We start from the raw sequence: 19224 nt of genomic DNA, 5'->3' as shown, positions 1-19224 counted from the left end.
AGGGCCAGGCTCGCAAATCCGGCGAGCCGTTTCTTGCTCATCCAGTCGAGACCTGCCTGATTCTTGCCGAATTGCACATGGACACCGCCACACTCAAGGCGGCCCTCTTGCACGATGTTGTGGAGGACAGCTCGGTCGACCTGGGCACGGTGCGCGAACGCTTCGGTGACGAGGTGGCATCTCTTGTCGATGGAGTGACGAAGCTCGGCCGCATCGAATTTGAGTCCCTGACCGAGGCGCAAAGCAACAACATGCGCAAGATGCTCATCGCGATGGCCAAAGATATCCGCGTCATCCTGATCAAGCTGGCCGACAGGCTCCACAACATGCGCACACTCGCCGTCCTGCCTCCCGAGCGCCAGCGCGAGAAGGCCATCGAAACGCTTGAGATATACGCCCCGCTCGCTCACAGGCTGGGCATTTCGAGCATAAAGTGGGAGCTTGAGGATTTGGCGTTTTACTACCTTGAGCCCAAGAAGTTCCATCAAGTCCAAAAAATGGTCGCCGAAAGACGAGCCGCGCGCGAGCTATACCTTGGCGAGGTCATCGATACTCTGAAAAGCGAGCTCTCCTTGGTTGGAATTACCGCCGAGATATCCGGCCGCCCGAAGCACCTCTACAGCATTCACCAGAAGATGTCCCAAAAAGGCAAGGACTTCAACGAGATCTACGACCTGATCGCGCTCCGCATCATCGTGGACTCGGTAAAGGACGTCTACGGTGCGCTTGGCACGGTGCACTCGATATGGAAGCCGGTTCCAGGCCGCTTTAAGGACTATGTGGCCATGCCCAAGTTCAACATGTACCAGTCCCTGCACACTACCGTCATAGGCCCGGCGGGCAGGCCGCTTGAGATACAGATTCGCACCGAGGAGATGCACAGAACCGCAGAGTTCGGCATCGCTGCCCACTGGCGCTACAAGGAAGGCGCCCGCGGCGATCTCGGCTTTGATGAGCGGCTCTCGTGGCTTCGCCAGATGCTCGAGTGGCAAACGGAGCTCAAGGATCCACGCGAGTTCATGGAGGCCCTAAAGATCGACCTGTTCGAGGACGAAGTCTTCGTGTTCACCCCCAAAGGCGACGTAAAGTCCTTGCGCAAGGGCTCCACACCACTGGACTTTGCTTATGCCATCCACACCGAGGTCGGGCATCACTGTGTGGGGGCCAAGGCTAACGGCGCGATAGTCTCTCTCAGCTACGAACTGCAGATGGGCGATCGGGTCGAAATACTTACCAACAAAAGCTCTTGGCCCAGCAGGGACTGGCTGAACGTAGTCAGGACGAGCAGCGCCCGTACCAAGATACGTAACTACTTCTCGAAAGCGAGCAGGGTCGACGATACGGCCAAGGGCAAGGAAGAGCTGCTCAAAGTCATGCGCAAACACGGGCTCGGACTCTCCTCGGCGCCTTCGCTTCGTGCGCTTGAGCAGGTAACCGCCGAGATGAAGCTTCCTTCGACCGAAGATCTGCTGGCACATATCGGCTCCGGAAAGGCCTCGCCCAAGCAGGTAGCGGGCAAGATGCTAAAGCTCATGTCGACCGAGGTCGCGAAAACTGCCGAGGAGCCGGAGGTGCGGGGGATCCCTCTTTCTGAACCCCTGCGCCCAGCAAGGGAGCAAAAGCACCGCAAGAATTCGGTAGGAGTGCGGGTCACGGGAATCGATGAGGTGTTGGTGCGCTTGGCAAGATGCTGCAATCCGGTTCCGGGCGACTCGATATTGGGATTTGTGACTCGCGGCAGGGGAGTTTCGGTTCACAGAGCCGATTGCCCGAACGCGGGGGGCCTTGCCGCTCAGCCCGAACGACTGATAGATGTCGAGTGGGACAGCGGGCAGGGGGCTACCTATCAGGTGGAGATTGTAGTGGAGGCGCTTGACAGGATGCGCCTGCTGCAGGAGGTAACCGCTACACTTGCCGAGGCCGGCGCAAGCATCCTGGCAGCCAACTTCACCGCCTCCAAAGATGGGATATCTACCATGCGCTTCCTCTTTGAGCTCGGAAATATGGATCAACTTCCGGCCTTGCTCAGAGGGGTAAGAGCGATCGACGGCGTATTTGATGCCGCTCGCCCCATGCCGGGGCAGGAAAACAGGAAGAAGAGTGGAAAGTGAAGATAGAAAGACTTATTTTGGGCCCGCTTCAGACCAATTGCTGGCTTGTCTCGGACGGCGCTGGTGGGCCGCTTGTGATCATCGATCCCGCCGATGAGGCCGATGTCGTACTCGCCTCGGTAAAGGACAGGAAAGTCTCGGCGTTGATACTGACTCACGGACACTTCGATCACCTGGCCGCAGCTGGCGAACTGGTAGCCGCGACAGGGGCGGGGCTTCTGGTGCACGTTGCCGACGCGCCTTGGATAACCTCCCCGGCCGGCACCGGCGGCACCGCTTTCGGATTCGAGGTTGCCGCTCCAGCTGCTACCCGCGAGCTTCGGGATGGCGACTTCATTGCCGCGGGGGATCTGAGCTTTGCGGTTCTGCACACTCCCGGTCACACCCCTGGCTGCATCTGCCTTTACGCAGACGGGCATCTTTTCTCGGGAGATACGCTTTTCGCTGGCAGCGTAGGGCGGACGGACTTCCCGAGAGGCGACAGCGAGGCGCTCCTCAACTCCATAGCCCAAAAGATCGCGCCTCTCCCCGCCGATACCGTTGTTCATCCAGGGCACGGGCCGGACACCACCATCAGGCGAGAGCGTACGATCAACCCATTTTTCCCAAGAGGATGAGATTGCGGTTGCCAGGGCTTAGAGACCTAAATGTGGCCGACATTCGGGCAGCAGAGCTAGCAATATGTGGCGATAGGAATTATTATAGTGTCATTAATGACTATTAGTCGGTGAAACGGAGTCGCTGGTTGGAAAATGCGATATATCCGGAACGACAAAATGAGCATCCAATGAGGAGTTCGGTTATCAGCTCTTCTCTTGGATGGGTCAGGGGACGCGCAGCTTACGCCATCGGCGCATGTGTGCTGCTGCTTGCATTATTGCAGGCTTCCGCAATCACCGCGCACGCGAGCACGCCACCCACGGTTCCCTCCAACGTTCAGGCGTCAGCCGGCACCACATCTCCTTTGATCGCGACTGTCACATGGTCTGCCTCCACCGATGATATCGGGGTTACTGGATATCGAGTGTGGCGGGCGTTGACATCTACGGCAACTCCGACGCTGATCGGAAGCACGGTGGGTCTTAGGTTCGATGACATTACAGGTGTCGCCGGACAGAACTATTTTTACGCGGTGAGCGCATTTGACGGTTCGGGGCTTGAGTCTGCGCGCTCCGCGATGGTAGGGCCGGTAAGATCCACCTGGGTACCTCAGCCGCATACCACGTTTGCGGTCGCTCAAAACACTTGCAGGCAATGTCACGTGCCACATCAGGCCGCAACACAAAGGGGCTTGTTCCGCCAGACTGGAGCACCTCCGAGCGAGGCGTCGGTTTGCTATTCATGTCACGACGGCTCGGGTGCGACAACCAATATCAGGACGGGTCCTCAAAACTCATTTGCTCTTGCAAGCGGGCACGCCGTAGAGGAGCGCCTTACGGGTGCGGATCTTACGAATAGCTGTTCCAGCTGTCATGAAGCCCATGCTGATTATTCAACCAACAGGATGTTGCCAAAGCCGTCGATAAACACGACCGCCGTCACACGCGGAAACTCTTGGTGTTTCGCGTGCCACAACAATACCAACGATTGGTTCGGCCCGGGCTACCCGTCTCCGGCCACACCCTCAAAAGACGCCAGTGGTTATCCAGTCAGTGGCAGGTTCTTTGGGCCTACGGCCTACAACAACGTGGCGCTAAACGCGCATGCCTCGATCCCTGCCACCAGATTCCCAGCTACCTCGACCGCAGCTACTGCCACCCTTTTCAGGCAGCGCGGGGATTGTCTGTTCTGTCACGAGTCACATCGCTCGGCGAACAAGTACGACGCGCTACGCGGCACATACCGCCCACCGACGCCAGCGACACTCGCAAGTGATCAGGCGGCGGGCACATACGCCGAAGCTTGCTTCGCCTGCCATGGCGGCGTGACCCAAAGTTATTTCACGACTCGGCCTGTAAACATCAGACAGTTTGTAGTGAACCCCTCACCCGCGCTGACAGTCAATGCGGGACACAGGATCGAGACACCCGGAGGAACGCTGCCGGTAGGCTCCCCCTTGCCTTGCTATAACTGCCACAACCCCCACGGCTCGACGCGTGGCAATGCTTCTTTGATCTCCGATGAGAGAGGGCGGTTGCTTGAGACTTCGACAGCCGCTGGTGTCCGTGCTTTCTGTCTGACCTGCCACGCCACCACCGATGGTTTCGTGTGGAACAGTGTGACCGCGACTTACACGACGGTCAGCGCGACCGAAACTGTCGAGGGTCTTCGACGTGACGGAACCGGCGGAAACAGGCTCAGATTCCCTCCGGCGGCTGGTCATAATCGCGCCGACACACAATCTTGCTATGCGTGTCACGGCCAGGACTACGCCCCAGGCGGCTTCAATGTACACAATCCTTCCGGCGGCGGCTCCGCTGGAGGTATGGCCTGCTACCCATGTCACGCGTTTCAAGACTTCATGGAGGACGGCACAGGCACGGTGACCGGCGCACGCCGCACAGAGAACTTCCATCATGTGCTTGGCGGCGCTGCCGGTGACGGGGACAGAGCCTTTCCCTTCGGCCAGTACCCGACTTCGACGACAGATGTATATTGCTTGAGCTGCCATGTCGATCACGATAGGTTCAACGCGAACAATGCCGCTAACCTGAGGACATCACTTGCGGCTTCGGCGGATGGTACAAACACCGATTTTATCGCGACAACCGGCGGTATCTGCATTGGTTGTCATTCGGTGCAGCTTCCCAAAGATTTTGTCAATCGCCGCGATGATGGCACGCGTTGGACTCCGACGATCACAGCCGCAGTCTATGGCGCCAGCGCTCACAGCTATGTAGTCACATCTACTTTCAATGATGGCAGCATCTTTAGGGGCGATTGCTCCAAATGCCACACCGACCGTCAGCCGAAGCTCTACCAAACGGCCGCCAACAGGTTTGGATTGCACTGGGATCCGTCCAGACGCATATTGGCCGCCTTAGGACGCGGGGTCGTGTCTGATCCATTCGCCGAGGAACGTTTTTGCTTCTCGTGTCACTCGCTTGCCGCTGATGGGATGAAGCCGGTCGCCGGACGTGACTGGTTCGGGTCGGCAGGCCGATCGATGAGCACCACCTCCCAAAACACTTTTCGCGAGTTTACCAGCAGCACCGCCCGCCTGTTTTTCAAGCCGGCGCGAGAGGAGTCCGTAACCGGCAATGTTTCCACAGGCGATCAGGGTCAAACCTACGCGGGCGGCACATGGAGCGTGCGTTCTATGTCTCCGGCCACTTCGTCTGTGGCATTCGAGTCTTTTGATACCGCGACCGTCGCTGTGTCGACAGGGACGCAAAACTGGCGGAGGGTAAGGTTCGTTTCACCGGCCGTAGCGGCGACTGTTTCCGTACCCGCCGCTACGTGGACAGTGTCGATCTTTTCCCGGGAAAGCTCCCTAGAAGCTAATGCATTCATGCTCCCGTTTATCTATGTTTGGCGTGCGGATAACCTCACGAGGGTGAACATAGTAGCTCCCACCCGTATCGGGGCCGAGTTCGTGACAACTGCTTTACCGGGAGGAGTTCAGACGGTAGCTACGCCGGCAGGTGCGGCGGTAGAGCTTCGTCCCGGTGACAAAGTCATCATGGATCTTGCCGTTCGGACGGATACGGTCACAGCTGCGGGCAGCTACGCCATGACCTATTCGTGGGGACTTGGCGCCCAAGGGTCCTTGCTCGCGCCTGCTACCATCACATGGCAGGTACCCGTTTTCGGGCATCGCGTCGCCGCGTTCCAGGGACTTAGCCGGCCCTCACTTATGGATGAGACGCCCGCGTATTTGAGCACCAACAAACATGTCGAGTGCGAGGACTGTCACAACCCGCACGCCGCAGGAAATGTGTCTCGCGTATGGGCTGGGGCCAACACCAACAGGATAGGTGCCGGGTCTCCGCTTGCGGGAGTGTTTGGAAGGGCTCCGAGTTATCCAGCTACCACAGCCGATAGTGCCACGCTTGCCTCGCGATGGGTGACCCCCACAGCGTATTCGACTGTGGTGACCTCCACCTTCGAGTACCAGATATGCTTTAGATGCCATTCGGGCGCGAACCCAGGGTTCATCGAAAACTGGGGCCCCACCGATCCCGCCAAGACATGGACGAATGTCGCGTTGGAGTTCAATCCGGACAACGCCGCATTTCATCCTGTAGTAAGCCGCGTGAACACCACATCGGCCCCTGGTAGAACCCGTCCCGTCAGGCAGCCCACCCACATGAGGCCTCCCTGGGATCGTCCGCATACCTTAGGCGGAGTGGGCGTCCAGACGATGACCTGCTCTGACTGCCACCGCTCCAATATCATGACCGCGACCTCCCAAGGGCCACATGGCTCGGCGATCAGACATATTTTGCGCGGGACGTGGCCGACCAGGCGCGCGGACGGCGAAGGCGTGAACCCCTCGGCGGATATGTGGTTTACTGCTGGAGGCGCGGACTACACAGGGTTGTTATGCAATATTTGTCACAATATGGATGTCGTTGACGACCTTTTCGCGGCTCATAGTCGCGCCGACAAACGAGGCAACCCTTACGGGATATGCATAAACTGTCACATCACCGTACCGCATGGCGGCGCCCTTCACGGGCTTATCGGCGACGGCGGCGGTACTGTTAGCACAATGCCCGATCGCTACGCGTATCAGGGCAACAAAGCTAATATGCAAATGTGGTCCTACGGTGGTGACCCCAACCGTCGGGTCTCCTGCCTGACGGCTAACTCCGTAATGTGCGGTAGTGGGCACGCGAGTGCAGCAGGAGGGTGGAACTGGTGAGACTCTTACGTGCTTTTTGGTAGACAAAGCGCCGGCAGGGATCGTACTGTGGTCGGCTGGCTCAGGATCCACCTGCTTCATCCCAAGGCCATCATAGCTGTTATGCTTTTCGCCGGAATCGCGATGATGGTCGGTCTCGTGGTGCCGCAATCGCCGGTGGTCTCGCAAAATCCGGCCGTTGAGTTACTTGGGCTGAATCGTGTTTTCACAATGTGGTGGCTCGAGGTTATCGCCGCAATCGCCTCACTGCAATTGTTCGCGGCGACAGTCATTATGATCAGACGCGACTTTCGGCGACTGACAAGGGAGATAGGTCCGGCGTCCGCGTATCGATTTAGTGTCGCGTCCCCAGAGGACCTATCCAGTGCCTTATCGCAGCTTGGGTACGTTCGGCTTCGCAAGTCAACGAAGACTACCAGATTCGTCTGTCACCCCTGGGGGCTTGTAGGTCCTTCTTTGCTGCACTTTGGCATGTGTGTCACGGTGGTATCGGTGTTGCTGGTCGCTCTGACCAACAGTTCTGGGCTCATGGAGTTTTTCGAGGGCGAACCTCCCATGCCAGAGGGCACACCGCTTGAGGTTCCTCAGCAGGGATTACTTGCCGATCCGCCTGTGCTACCTGGCGATTTTGGCTTGCGGGAGCTGCAGATAACTTATTGGGAAAATGGTCAGCCGCGCACGATTATCGGCGATTATTCCCTTACGGTTGACGGCAGGCAGACGCTGGTTGAGCTGGTGGTCAATGAGCCGCGCATGATAGACGGGGTCCGCTACTTTCAAGAACACCGCGTAGGCTACGCCTTCGCACTTACTGTGACGGCCGGAGAAGAAGCTACACTGCATCGACTCGACATGCCGCTGCCTCCCTCCCAAAAGGAGCCGTCGTACCTTGACACCGATCTTGGAAACGGAGACCTGTTGCAGGCCAAGGTCTATCACGACCCACAAGTTCCTGGAGGCTCGCCGGAGTTGGTATTGCGCCTTAAGCGCGCAGGTCAAGTGATCGGCCAGCAATCCTTCGCGCAGACGTCGCACGCGATGGTCGGAGATATCGACGTGAGGATTGACGCGATGAGACGCTTTTCAACGGTATCTTTCGATCGCAGCATCGGCTACGAGCCCATGTTCTTCAGTTTCGTGGTGATATTTATCGGCTCACTGCTGGTGTACCTGACTCCGTCTCGGGAGATTACGCTTATCAAGCACGAGGATGGTACCGTTGTCGCATATTGGCACGCGGCGCGCTTTGCTAATCTGTATATCGAAGAGTACAACAAACTTCAGACGGCGGCGGAAGCTAAGGAAAGCGTATGACGGAGTTACTACTTGCGGCAGACCCGGTACTACACCTGTTAGCGGCGGTGGGCTATTTGCTTGCGTTCGTCTTTTTGTTGTTGCAGACGCGTTTCGGTTTCAAGGTTGGCAAAGTTGCCATGTGGGTCGGAGTTTTCGCGCTTGCCGTCCATCTGGCGGGAATGATCGCGCGATGGGTGGCTTTGGATCATGTGCCGGTCGTCACTATGTATGACAACCTTTCCTGGTACGCGCTTGCAACCGCGGCTATAGGGTCGTATTTGATGGTTTACCGCCCGTCTCTCTCGCAGATAGGTCTTGCGCTGTACCCTGCGGCGTTCGCGACGCTGGTATGGGGGCTCTACACCGGGCCGAGGGTTGAAAACCTGCCTCCCACCTTTTCCGGGATCTGGTTTATTATGCACATCGCGTTTTACTACGTCTCTTTTGGTGCCTCCGTGGCCGCACTAGGCGCTTCCGTGCTGTGCCTTGTGTGGAAACGCCTGAAGCCAGACGTGATGGAGCGCATGGGTGATCTGGAGCAGCTCGACAGGTTTGCATACCGGTATGTGGGCATTACATTTGCGTTTTGGGGGTTTGGAATGCTTACCGGAGCGGTTTGGGCGTTCAGCGCCTGGGGTCGCTATTGGGCTTGGGATCCGATAGAGACGTGGTCACTTGTCACCTGGCTCATCTTGGGATTGTACCTCCACCTGCGCAGGTTTTACGCTTGGAAGGGCGCCAAGACAGCATGGCTCTACCTTTTATCATTCGCGTTCGTGCTCATCTCACTCTTCGCCTCGTCCCTCTTCTTCGACACCTTGCATGCGGTGTATTTCCAATGAAGAGGCTTATCTTGTCGATACTGCTGCTATCGGCGGCGTTTTCAATTACCGGATGCGGTATCATGCCGCGCTCCGAGGCCGATGAGGCCTTGGCTGTCAGACAAACCGTCATGGCGTATACCGAGGCGCTTGCTCGTGGTTTCGAAACCCTGGACATGAACGCGCTAAATCAGGTCGCCACCGAAGAGCAGGCCACACGAGCCTTCTTCCTCATGGCGGCGCTCGGCGAATCGCGTGTCAGGATGGTTTCTGAACTACAAGATATTGAGGTTGGCGAGGTTACGTTCCCGCAAGAAGGGCAAGCGAGCGTCACGACCACCGAGACTTGGGATTACGACCACATCTCGGTCGATACCACTGAGACGGTTCGCTCCGAGCGGGGCGTGGTGTACCGCTTGCGTTACGACCTTGCGCTTACGGACGATCGATGGTTCGTCACCAACGTCACCTCCCTTGACGAGCTGCCCGAAAGCGAGGAGTCCACACCCTCGGCAAGTGAGACTCAAACCCCATGACAGCGATCATTATCATCATCAACAACTATCTGCACGATGTCGCCACAGCCGTGTTGATTGCGACCGCGACGGTGCTGTGGGCTCTTGATCGCGCGGTTTCAAAAGATTCCGTCGACCTGAAAGTGCTTGAAGCGGCGTATCCTCGGCTAAAAGTAATCGCCTGGGCCGCGGTTGCATGGATTGTGGTCGGCGGCATACCCAGAACCATATTTTTCACTCGCTTTGAGTGGGATCCGGCGGTCGTCAAAGGAATCGTGCCCGCGCTCATCGTCAAGCACGTGCTGATGACGGCAGGAATCGTCATCGGCGGAATCTGGTGGCTTCGCATCGGCAAGCGGCTTTCGCGCAAGTAGCGAGCAAGTAGCCCGCGGCGGTTTCATCGGATACACTTACACGGCTTATAACGACTTTGTGCAGAAAGGCGCCGTGAACATCGATGGATTTCCGCGCACCCAAGGGTACCGAGGACCTGTTGCCTGACGCCGCTCGCGCCTGGGAGCGACTTGCCGGAATCGCGCAGGAGCTCTTTTCGCGCTACGGTTATTCGCCGCTCTACACTCCTCTTTTTGAGCACACGGAGGTCTTTGCCCGCGGAATCGGGGATGCCACCGACATCGTGTCCAAGCAGATGTACACCTTTTTGGATAAGGGTGAGCCGCCGAATTCGCTTACCCTGCGGCCGGAAGGCACCGCGAGCGCGGTCAGAGCGGCCGTGCAGCATAACCTTGTGCCTCAGGGCGGCTTGGCCAAGCTCTATTACATGGGTCCGATGTTTCGCTATGAGCGGCCGCAAAAAGGTCGCATGCGCCAATTCTGGCAGATAGGAGTCGAAGCGCTCGGGGCGTTTGGTCCGGGCATCGACGCCGAGGTGATCGCGTTACTTATGCGCTTCTTTCAAGCCGCCGGCATTCCGTTCGACTCCATGCGGCTTCTTCTCAACTCCATGGGCGACGAGGCATGTCGCCCCGCGTACCGCGAGTCGATCGCTGGATATATCGCCGAGAACGTCGCGCACCTTTGTGACGAATGCGCAAGACGCGCCGAGTCAAACCCCCTTCGAGCCTTTGACTGTAAGAACGCTGCTTGCGTAGATGTGATGTCGGCGGCTCCGGTTTTGCGCGACAGGCTATGTGAGGAATGCACAGTGCATTTCGCCGCTGTCAAGAGCTGTCTGGATGATCTGGGGATACCCTATACAGAAGATTCGCGGCTGGTAAGGGGATTGGATTACTACACCCGCACAGTCTTTGAGGTGCAAGTTGACGCAGGTTTAGGCTCGCAAAACGCTATCGGGGGAGGCGGACGTTACGACCGCCTGACCGAGCTTTTTGGCGGCAGGCCCACGCCTGGCCTTGGTTTCGCGCTCGGGTTCGAGCGGACCTTGCTTGCGCTTGCGGCGCTAAAGGTAAATATGGGGGCCGCTTTGCCCGTGCAGGTGTTCGTGGCGCGCGTCGACGAGAGCGTCTTTCAGCTGGCCTTCTCCCTCGCACAGCGTATTCGCGATTGCGGGCTGATTGCGGAGATCGACCATTTGGATCGCTCGCTCAAGGCGCAGTTCAAGCATGCTGACAGGCTTGGCGCGCGACTTACCGTGGTCGTGGGGCCTGCCGAGGCCGCCGAAGGCAAGGTGACGCTGCGCGACATGGTCACAAAAGCCGAGTCACGCGTTGCAATCGAGGAGTTGTCCTCGGCGGTTATAAAACTTCTGAACTCCAGCGAAAGGGTATGACCGATGTTCGACGCCCGTTATTCCTCGCGCTCGCACACGTGCGGAGAGCTCCGTCTGGCCGATGTGGGCGCGACTGTTACGCTTGCCGGCTGGGTTCACCGCCGCCGCGATCATGGCGGCCTTCTCTTCATGGACCTGCGCGACCGCAGCGGGTTCGTGCAGTGCGTCTTTGCGCCCGATGTGCCCGACGCGTTCGAGACGGCGGAACGGCTGCGACCGGAGTGGGTTGTCGAGATCCGCGGTAAGGTACGCCCGCGTCCGCCAGGCACCGAAAACTCGAACCTTCTCACCGGCGAAATCGAGGTCGAGGTAGGTTCAGTGACCGTGCTCAACACCTCGGAGACACCCGTTTTCGAGATCGCCGAGACCACCGAGGCCGATGAGCTTACTCGCATGCGCTGGCGCTATTTGGACATGCGCCGCCCAGAGATGCTCTCCGCGCTGGTGCTGCGCGACAAGGTCGCCCAGGGCTTTCGCAAAAGCCTCGCTGAGCGGGGGTTTATGGAGGTCGAAACACCGATCCTGACGAAGTCCACTCCGGAAGGCGCGCGCGATTTCATCGTGCCCAGCCGCTTGAATCCCGGTGCCTTTTACGCGCTCCCGCAATCACCTCAGCTTTTCAAGCAGCTGCTGATGGTGGGCGGCATCGAGCGCTACTACCAGATCGCGCGATGTTTCCGCGACGAGGATCTGCGTGCTGACCGCCAGCCAGAGTTCACTCAGGTCGACATCGAGATGAGCTTCGCTTCCCAGGAAGATGTTCTCTCCATGATGGAGGACGTCCTGGCCGAAGTCATGGAAGAGTGCGGCGTGACGTGGCCGCGGCGGATCGAGCGCATAACACATGCAGAGGCGATGAACCGCTTCGGCACCGATCGTCCGGACACACGTTTTGGCATGACACTTGTCGAGGTGGGCGAGATCTTCTCCGCAAGCCAGTTCAAGGTGTTCGCGTCCGCGCTTGCCTCGGGAGGAGTTATCAAGGCGATCGTCGCCAAGGGTTGCGGTGATTTCAGCCGAGGAAAGATTGACGCGCTTGGGCAAGTGGCTCTCGACTCTGGCGCGAAGGGCCTTGCCTGGATCGCGCTTACCAGTGAAGGCGATCTCCGCTCACCGATAGCCAAGTTCATCAGCCCGGAAGAGATGGAATCGCTGCGAAAGGCGCTTGCTGCCGAGCCGGGCGATCTGATCCTGCTCGTCGCGGACGCGCGCGAGGTCGCTAACGAGGTTCTCGGCGTGCTGCGCCTTCGGCTTGCCGAAGACCTCGGGCTCTCAAAAGATGAGCTCCGCCCGCTTTGGGTGGTGGATTTTCCGCTTCTTGCGTTCGACGCCGAGGAGAAGCGCTGGTCGGCAAATCATCACCCGTTCACCCGCCCCTTCGCCGAGCACATCGATATGTTACGGTCTGATCCGGGCTCGGTGTTGTCGTACAGCTATGACCTGGTGCTAAACGGCGTCGAGATCGGCGGCGGCACACTAAGAGTTCACGACGCCAGGCTTCAGGAGGAGATATTGGCGCTTCTCGGCCTTACCGCCGAGGAGATCAAGGAAAAGTTCGGGTTTCTTCTCGAAGCTCTGTCGCTAGGTGCGCCGCCACACGGCGGAATCGCGCTTGGTTTCGATAGGCTTGTGATGATTTTGGCAGGCGCCACTTCCATTCGTGACGTGATCGCGTTTCCCAAGACTTCGTCGGGCGCGTGCCCGCTTACCGGCGCGCCGGACATGGTGTCGCCGCGGCAGTTGAACGAGGTTCACCTAAGGGTCGACTAAAGGAGAGTTGGGCGGTAAACTATATGCGGGCTTCGCCTTGCGCGTGGTTCCGGCAATATAGCGGTCGTACCAACACTTCAGAATAGGGAGCCTCACCATTCCGCGGCAGACAGGGATCCCCACCAAAAGGGGGAAGCTGAAAACTTGCGGTGCGGGCACCCACCTGCGAGAGCAGGTTCACCGCGTCGGCCACGTACAAGGCGGGCCTATATATGGCCATCAGCACGGAGGAAGCAGATGAGCAGACTTATTGCAGTAGTACTTGTAGCAATGTTAGCGCTAGTTGTCGCTGGCTGTGCTCCGGCTGAGGAGCCTCCAGCCGATCAGCCGCCGCCAGACGCAGCGGCCCCGGCCCCTGTGGCTCCAGTGGAAGGGACTGAGGCTGCCGAAGGGAACGTACTCTCTCCACGTCCAGAGCAGGCTTTTGTGCCTTTCCCAACCGATGATACTCTGGTGCCCCAGGAGATTTTGGACCGCGTCGAGACCAAGCAGCCGATGTTGATTTTCTTCTACGACACCACTCAGCTGACAACGAATGACCAGCGCTCGGCGATCGATGCTGCACTGGCCGATCACCGCGGCCTCATCGATCTAATCGCGTTTGATGTCGGCAAATACGTTGTGACAAACGCGGTCGGTGAGATCACCGCAAAGCCTGAGCTGCTCGAAGATCCCACAACCGAAAAGGTCGCGAGACTCATCTCGAGCGGCAACCTCAACATCACCCATACTCCCTATATAGTGTTCGTCGATGGTCAAGGTCACATTACGCATCGCTATAGCGGCTACGTCGACGAGAGCCTCATCACGCGCGAAATTCTCCGGGCGACTCAGTAGTTGTCCTGTGGAAGCCCCCGAGGTACTACAGATCGTTTTGCTGGTAGTCGCCATTCTTCTCTGCGGCATGGCCGGCTGGGCGCTTTGGGTAGCCGTGGGGCTTATGCGCTCCCTCAAGGCAGGCTTCGAAGATATCCGCTCACGCCTAGTTCCGATGTTGGACAAGGCCGACATTACGCTTGACGCCATTAACGCCGAGCTACTTAGGATCGACGCGGTGGTCTCCCGATTCGAGAGCGTCAGCGATAAGGTGGCTTCGACGACGCATGCGGTTCAGGAAGCGGTCAATGCCCCAATGGAAGCCCTTTCGTCTTTCGGAGGCGGAGTTCTCGGCACGATCATGAAGTGGCGTCGCTGGAGGAAAGGGCGCTAGGGCCATCGCGCTCGCTGCGCAACCAGCATGACCATCGGAGGAAAAATGCGACACGACACGATTACCCTGACGCTTCCCGCCGCACCCGAGTACGCGAGGACGGTCAGGATGACTGCCTCGGCGTTGGTGAGTCGGACTAGTCTTTCTTACGAAGGCGTGGAGGACGTGCGCATAGCTGCCGAGGAGGTCTTCGTCTACGCCTCCGAGTGCGCGGGGTACGAAGGTCAGGTCACGCTTGAGTTCAGTCGAGGAGTCGACTGCTTCGAAATAAGAGTGCGGCTCGGAAACGAGATTCGAGCCACCGATGAGGAAGACGAGCGCCGCACGGCTTACGCCACCTTCATCCTTCAATCTGTCTGTGACCGCTTTGAGATCTATACCGATCTAGACGGTGAGCATTTGCGGATTGCGAAGAACTTGCCGGTGGAGCCGGGCGATGAGGAGAGGTAAGGGTTCCAGCAGGGAATCGCGCGGCAGGTACCAGCCCTGGGATCGGAAACTCACGCGCGTGCTCTTGACTCGCTATCGCGAAAACAGCGACGAAGATGCCCGAGACGAGCTTGTCGAGATGTACCTGGGCCTTGTGCGCTATCTGGCTACCAGGTTCATCAACCGCGGTGAGCCTTTGGACGATCTTATCCAGGTCGGCACGATCGGCCTACTCAAGTCTATTGACCGGTTCGACCTCACCCGGCCGGTGGAGTTTACGACCTATGCCACGCCGACGATAATCGGCGAGATAAAGCGGTACTTTCGCGATAAGGGATGGGCAGTCAGGGTTCCTCGGCGATTGCAAGAGCTCTCACTAAAGGTCAACTATGCCGTTGATGCAATGACCCAGGAGTATCAGCGATCCCCGACTATAGACGAGATCGCAGCTTACCTCGGAGTATCAAGTGAGATGGTTTTGGAGGCAATGGAGATATCTGAGGCGTATAATTTTGTGCCTTTGGACATTGACAGGCTGACGGATGAAGCCGAGGATTTGGATAATGTGGATCAAGCTGAAGAGGACGACTCGATCGTAAGGATAATCGAGGACAGGAACGTGCTGTCTTTTGCGTTCAAGAAGCTAACTCCGCTGGAACGAAAGGTTGTATTTTTTCGATTTTTCAAGGGAATGACTCAGGGTGAAATAGCAACTCATCTCGGGGTGTCGCAGATTAGGGTCTCGAGAATATTACGCCGTGCCCTCGAGATTATTCGGGAGAATACGGCTAGAGAGGTTTGATGAGCGCATGATGGCTGAAAAACGTGAATCGCTAGTCAGAGGGGCCTTGCTTATCTGGGCTCTTATCGGCGCGGCGATCCTTGCTGCAGGTATCATCTGGCTGGCTGCGAGAATCTCTGCCGCCCTGGTTCCCTTTGTCGTTGCCGCCCTGGTGGTCTTCATGTTGCGAAGGCCGGTCGCGAGGCTTTCCGCCAATGGACTGTCGAGAGGGAAGGCCATCGGCATTTGTTACCTGATAGCCGCGTCGGTGCTGACACTATCGGGGCTCTTTGTGATTCCACCCCTGGTAGAGCAGGCACGAGAGTTTATCTCGGCGTTTCCAAAATATCTCGAATACGCGAGCCAGCTGTGGTTCAGGTTGCAGGCTCAATATACCGATATGGCTATTCCTGATTGGCTGAGAGACGCTGTGCTCGTGGCGAGGGATACAATCTCAGCCCAGCTTGGTGACTGGTCGCGAATGCTGGCAGCAGGAGTGCTCGGCGTTGGCGGCAGGGCGGTCGGGTTTGTGATCAATCTATTCCTTGCTCTGGTGCTGGCGTTCTTTGTCCTCCGAGACCTTCCGATATTCAAGGATGAGATATTGAGGTTGGCCGGCGGCGCTGAGGGGCGTCAGGACGCCACCGAGGTTTTTGGTCGCATCACCAGGGTAGTTGAAGGGTGGATGCGCGGGCAGGGCACCATCGCTGTCATTGTCGGTGTATTGACCTGGGTGGGCCTTGAGGTGCTGGGCGTGCCCTATGCGGCGATCATCGGCGTGATCGCAGGCATCACCAACCTGATCCCTTACCTCGGACCGATAGTCGGCGGCGCTGTTGCGGCTATTGCGGCGGCCTTCGTCAGCCCGATGCATGTGCTCTATGCGGTGCTGTGGATTGTGGCGTTGCAGCAGCTGGAATCGTTGTTCTTGCAGCCTCGCATCATGTCGGACAGGATAAATGTACATCCCGCACTCATCATATTTTCGCTCCTCGTGGGAGCACAGGTAGCAGGGTTTGTCGGGATGCTGTTTGCGATGCCGGTTGCAGGTATACTTAGCGCACTTTTTGTGTACTACTTTGAGAAGCATACTGACTCTCAGTTGGCTACCGAGCATGGAGCGCTCTTCCGCAAGGCGAGCTGCGAGTCGGAGCCTGATGACTCGGATGAGCCGAACGAGGCCGCCGAAGCTCTCGAAGCGAGTGTGAATGATGTAACCGATGAGGAGCGCAAATAATTGAAATCCGCTGAAATTCGCGAGGCGTACCTTTCATTTTTCGAGAAGAAGCAAGCCAGGCGTTTGCCTTCGAGCTCCCTTGTGCCCGATGACCCCTCGTTGCTTTTCACCAGCGCCGGTATGGTGCAGTTTAAGCCCGTTTTTCTCGGAGTGAAGGATCTGGGATTTAAAAGGGCGGTCACATGCCAGAAATGCCTGCGAACTACAGACATCGAGATCATCGGGGCAACGGGCAGGCATCACAGCTTCTTCGAAATGCTCGGCAACTTCAGTTTTGGTGATTACTTCAAAAGCGAGGCGTGTGCGTGGGCTTACGAGTTTTCCACCGAGGTGCTCAAGCTGGACCCGGATCGCCTGTGGTATTCGATCTTCGAGGATGACGATGAGGCGGCGAAGATTTGGCGAGAGGAAGTGGGTGTGCCGGGCGATCGGATAGTCCGGCTCGGCGAGAAGGACAACTTCTGGTCGGCAGGACCCACGGGGCCATGCGGGCCATGTTCCGAGCTCTACTACGATCAGGGCGAAGAGGTCGGCTGCGGCAGCGAGGAGTGCCTACCCGGGTGTGATTGCGACCGCTTTCTGGAGTACTGGAACCTCGTGTTTATGCAGTACGATCGCGACGAGGACGGCGTTTTGACCCCGTTGCCGAATAAGAGCATCGACACCGGTATGGGCCTTGAGCGCGTTGCTGCGATCATGCAAAAGGTTCCCTCGAACTTCGAAACCGACGATCTGCGAGCGATAATGTCCGTCGCAGAGGAGCTCACCGGTGCGAGCTACGGTCACGACGAGAAGACAGACAAGGGGCTGCGGATACTGACCGACCACGCTCGTGCGGTTACCTTTATGGTCGCCGACGGAGTGCTGCCATCGAACGAAGGCCGCGGATACGTGTTGCGCCGTCTACTCAGGCGCGCGGTCAGGCACGCGCGACTTCTCGGCAGGTCAGAGCCGCTGATGGAGCGCCTGGTGGACACCACGGTTGCCCGCTTCGGATCCGCGTACCCCGAGATTGTCGAGCACCACGAGCTCATCTCCGGGATATGCGGGGCAGAGGAGGCCCGTTTCTCCGAGACCCTGCGACAGGGGCTTGTCCTGCTCGGCGAGCAAGCCGAGAGGATGAGCGCGGCCGGGTCCTCGCTTCTCGATGGGCGCACCGCTTTTTTGCTTCATGACACCTACGGTTTCCCGATCGAGCTGACCGCCGAGATACTCGCCGAGCAGGGGATGTCCGTGGAGATGGAGTCTTTTCAGACACAGATGGCGGCCCAGCGCGAGCGTGCTCGCTCGGCGGTCAAAGACGAGTCGTGGGCGGGGATGGCCGAAGAGTACGCAGCGGTCCTGTCACAGACAGGTGCGACTGATTTCGTCGGCTGGAGCGAGGATGAGGCTACAGCGACGGTGATCGCGATCGTCAGCGACGGCAAGCGGGTCGAGACGGTTTCCGCCGGACAGGCCGCCGAGATCGTTCTCGACAGGACCCCGTTCTATGGCGAGCAAGGTGGCCAGGTGGGAGACATCGGTGTTTTGATCTCGGCGGAAAACGGAGCCGCGAGTTTCGAGGTCACGGATACCCGACTTCCGCTAGAAGAGATTACGGTGCATGTTGGTACCGTTGCGCATGGGAGTCTGTCTACAGGTGACAAGGTCAAGGCCTCTATCGATATGCCGCGGCGCGAGCGCATCCGCCGGAACCACACGGCGACTCACATCCTGCATTGGGCGCTTCGCCTCGTGCTCGGAGATCATGTGAAGCAGGCGGGATCATACGTCGCACCCGAGCGAATGCGCTTCGATTTCACGCACTTCGAGGCGCCTGGAGCTGAAGTTTTGGCCAAGGTTGAGCGCATGGTAAACGCGAAGATCATGGAGAACCATCCGGTTCGGGCCTATGAGACCTCCCTTTCCTCGGCACGTGAATCTGGAGTCACCGCTCTGTTTGGCGAGAAATACAAGGACTTTGTTCGCGTGCTTGAAGTCGGTAACTTCTCCAAGGAGCTTTGCGGAGGCACGCATGTTGCCAGAACGAGCGAGATTGGCCTGCTTAGAATTGTCTCGGAAAGCTCGGTTGGCGCGAACCTGCGTCGCATCGAGGCGGTTACGAGCTTTGACGCACTCGACCTCGTCGATAGCGATGGCAGCGAGCTAAGGCGTGTTGCCGGGCTGCTAAACGTTTCCCGACACGATGTTTTCGACCGCATCAGTGCCCTAATCGCGCGGCTAAAAGACTCTGAAGCCGCTGCTAAGCGCGCTGCAGGAGCAGGCGTTTCCGACCAAGAGCTGGAGCGTATGGTGGCCGAGGCTATCGATGCAGGCTATCAGCTCATCGTGGCGAGGGTTCCTGATCAGGGATCCGATGGACTTAGGGAAGTTTGGGATCGCCTGAAGGCGCACACGGGTGATTCCGGCGCAGCGGTGCTGGCCACCGCCGATCCCGAAACCGGCGCCCCGCTGCTGCTTGCGGCAGGCAGCTCCGCTGCGATTGCTGCGGGCTTCG

Annotated in this window: 15 protein-coding genes; all 15 read left to right on the top strand. The window is 58.3% G+C overall.

Features of this window, described 5'->3' with window-relative positions:
* A partial coding sequence (locus KGZ89_00385) for a bifunctional (p)ppGpp synthetase/guanosine-3',5'-bis(diphosphate) 3'-pyrophosphohydrolase (GenBank protein MBS3973318.1) occupies nt 1-2111 on the top strand: 2111 nt, incomplete at its 5' end.
* Nucleotides 2108-2728 (top strand): MBL fold metallo-hydrolase, encoded by a 621-nt coding sequence (locus KGZ89_00380; GenBank protein MBS3973317.1) that lies wholly within the window; start codon nt 2108-2110, stop codon nt 2726-2728. The genes KGZ89_00385 and KGZ89_00380, both read left to right, overlap by 4 nt.
* 170 nt (nt 2729-2898) lie before the next feature.
* Nucleotides 2899-6918, top strand: a complete 4020-nt coding sequence (locus KGZ89_00375) for a hypothetical protein (protein MBS3973316.1) — start codon at nt 2899-2901, stop codon at nt 6916-6918.
* A 9-nt stretch (nt 6919-6927) separates the two neighbouring features.
* A complete protein-coding gene (locus KGZ89_00370; protein ID MBS3973315.1) occupies nt 6928-8232 on the top strand; it encodes a hypothetical protein in 1305 nt (434 codons plus the stop codon).
* Complete coding sequence (gene ccsA / locus KGZ89_00365; GenBank protein ID MBS3973314.1) at nt 8229-9056, top strand: cytochrome c biogenesis protein CcsA; 828 nt, start codon at nt 8229-8231, stop codon at nt 9054-9056. The genes KGZ89_00370 and ccsA overlap by 4 nt, the downstream gene beginning before the upstream one ends.
* Nucleotides 9053-9571, top strand: coding sequence for a hypothetical protein (locus KGZ89_00360; protein ID MBS3973313.1), 519 nt, complete (start codon nt 9053-9055; stop codon nt 9569-9571). The genes ccsA and KGZ89_00360 overlap by 4 nt, the downstream gene beginning before the upstream one ends.
* The gene (locus KGZ89_00355) at nt 9568-9924 is read left to right on the top strand and encodes a hypothetical protein (GenBank protein MBS3973312.1); all 357 of its coding nucleotides are present in this window, start codon (nt 9568-9570) and stop codon (nt 9922-9924) included. Before KGZ89_00360 ends, KGZ89_00355 begins: the two co-directional genes overlap by 4 nt.
* Nucleotides 9925-10007: 83 nt before the next feature.
* A complete protein-coding gene (locus KGZ89_00350) occupies nt 10008-11300 on the top strand; it encodes a histidine--tRNA ligase (GenBank protein ID MBS3973311.1) in 1293 nt (430 codons plus the stop codon).
* Between the two features lie 3 nt (nt 11301-11303).
* Nucleotides 11304-13070, top strand: coding sequence for an aspartate--tRNA ligase (gene aspS / locus KGZ89_00345; protein ID MBS3973310.1), 1767 nt, complete (start codon nt 11304-11306; stop codon nt 13068-13070).
* 237 nt (nt 13071-13307) lie between these two features.
* Nucleotides 13308-13907 (top strand): hypothetical protein, encoded by a 600-nt coding sequence (locus tag KGZ89_00340; GenBank protein MBS3973309.1) that lies wholly within the window; start codon nt 13308-13310, stop codon nt 13905-13907.
* 7 nt (nt 13908-13914) lie between these two features.
* On the top strand, nt 13915-14280 hold the full coding sequence (locus tag KGZ89_00335) for a hypothetical protein (protein ID MBS3973308.1): 366 nt from the start codon (nt 13915-13917) through the stop codon (nt 14278-14280).
* 45 nt (nt 14281-14325) lie between these two features.
* Nucleotides 14326-14730, top strand: a complete 405-nt coding sequence (locus KGZ89_00330; GenBank protein MBS3973307.1) for an ATP-binding protein — start codon at nt 14326-14328, stop codon at nt 14728-14730.
* A complete protein-coding gene (locus tag KGZ89_00325) occupies nt 14717-15511 on the top strand; it encodes a SigB/SigF/SigG family RNA polymerase sigma factor (protein MBS3973306.1) in 795 nt (264 codons plus the stop codon). Before KGZ89_00330 ends, KGZ89_00325 begins: the two co-directional genes overlap by 14 nt.
* 7 nt (nt 15512-15518) lie before the next feature.
* Nucleotides 15519-16727, top strand: a complete 1209-nt coding sequence (locus tag KGZ89_00320) for an AI-2E family transporter (protein ID MBS3973305.1) — start codon at nt 15519-15521, stop codon at nt 16725-16727.
* The coding region (gene alaS, locus KGZ89_00315; GenBank protein MBS3973304.1) for an alanine--tRNA ligase at nt 16728-19224 on the top strand (2497 nt) is incomplete at its 3' end.

This window comes from Actinomycetota bacterium (genome assembly GCA_018334075.1).
In the GTDB taxonomy this organism is placed as follows: domain Bacteria; phylum Actinomycetota; class Coriobacteriia; order Anaerosomatales; family UBA912; genus JAGXSC01.
The sequence above is the reverse complement of the archived record's forward strand: the minus strand, read 5'-3'. Positions and strand labels throughout refer to the sequence as shown.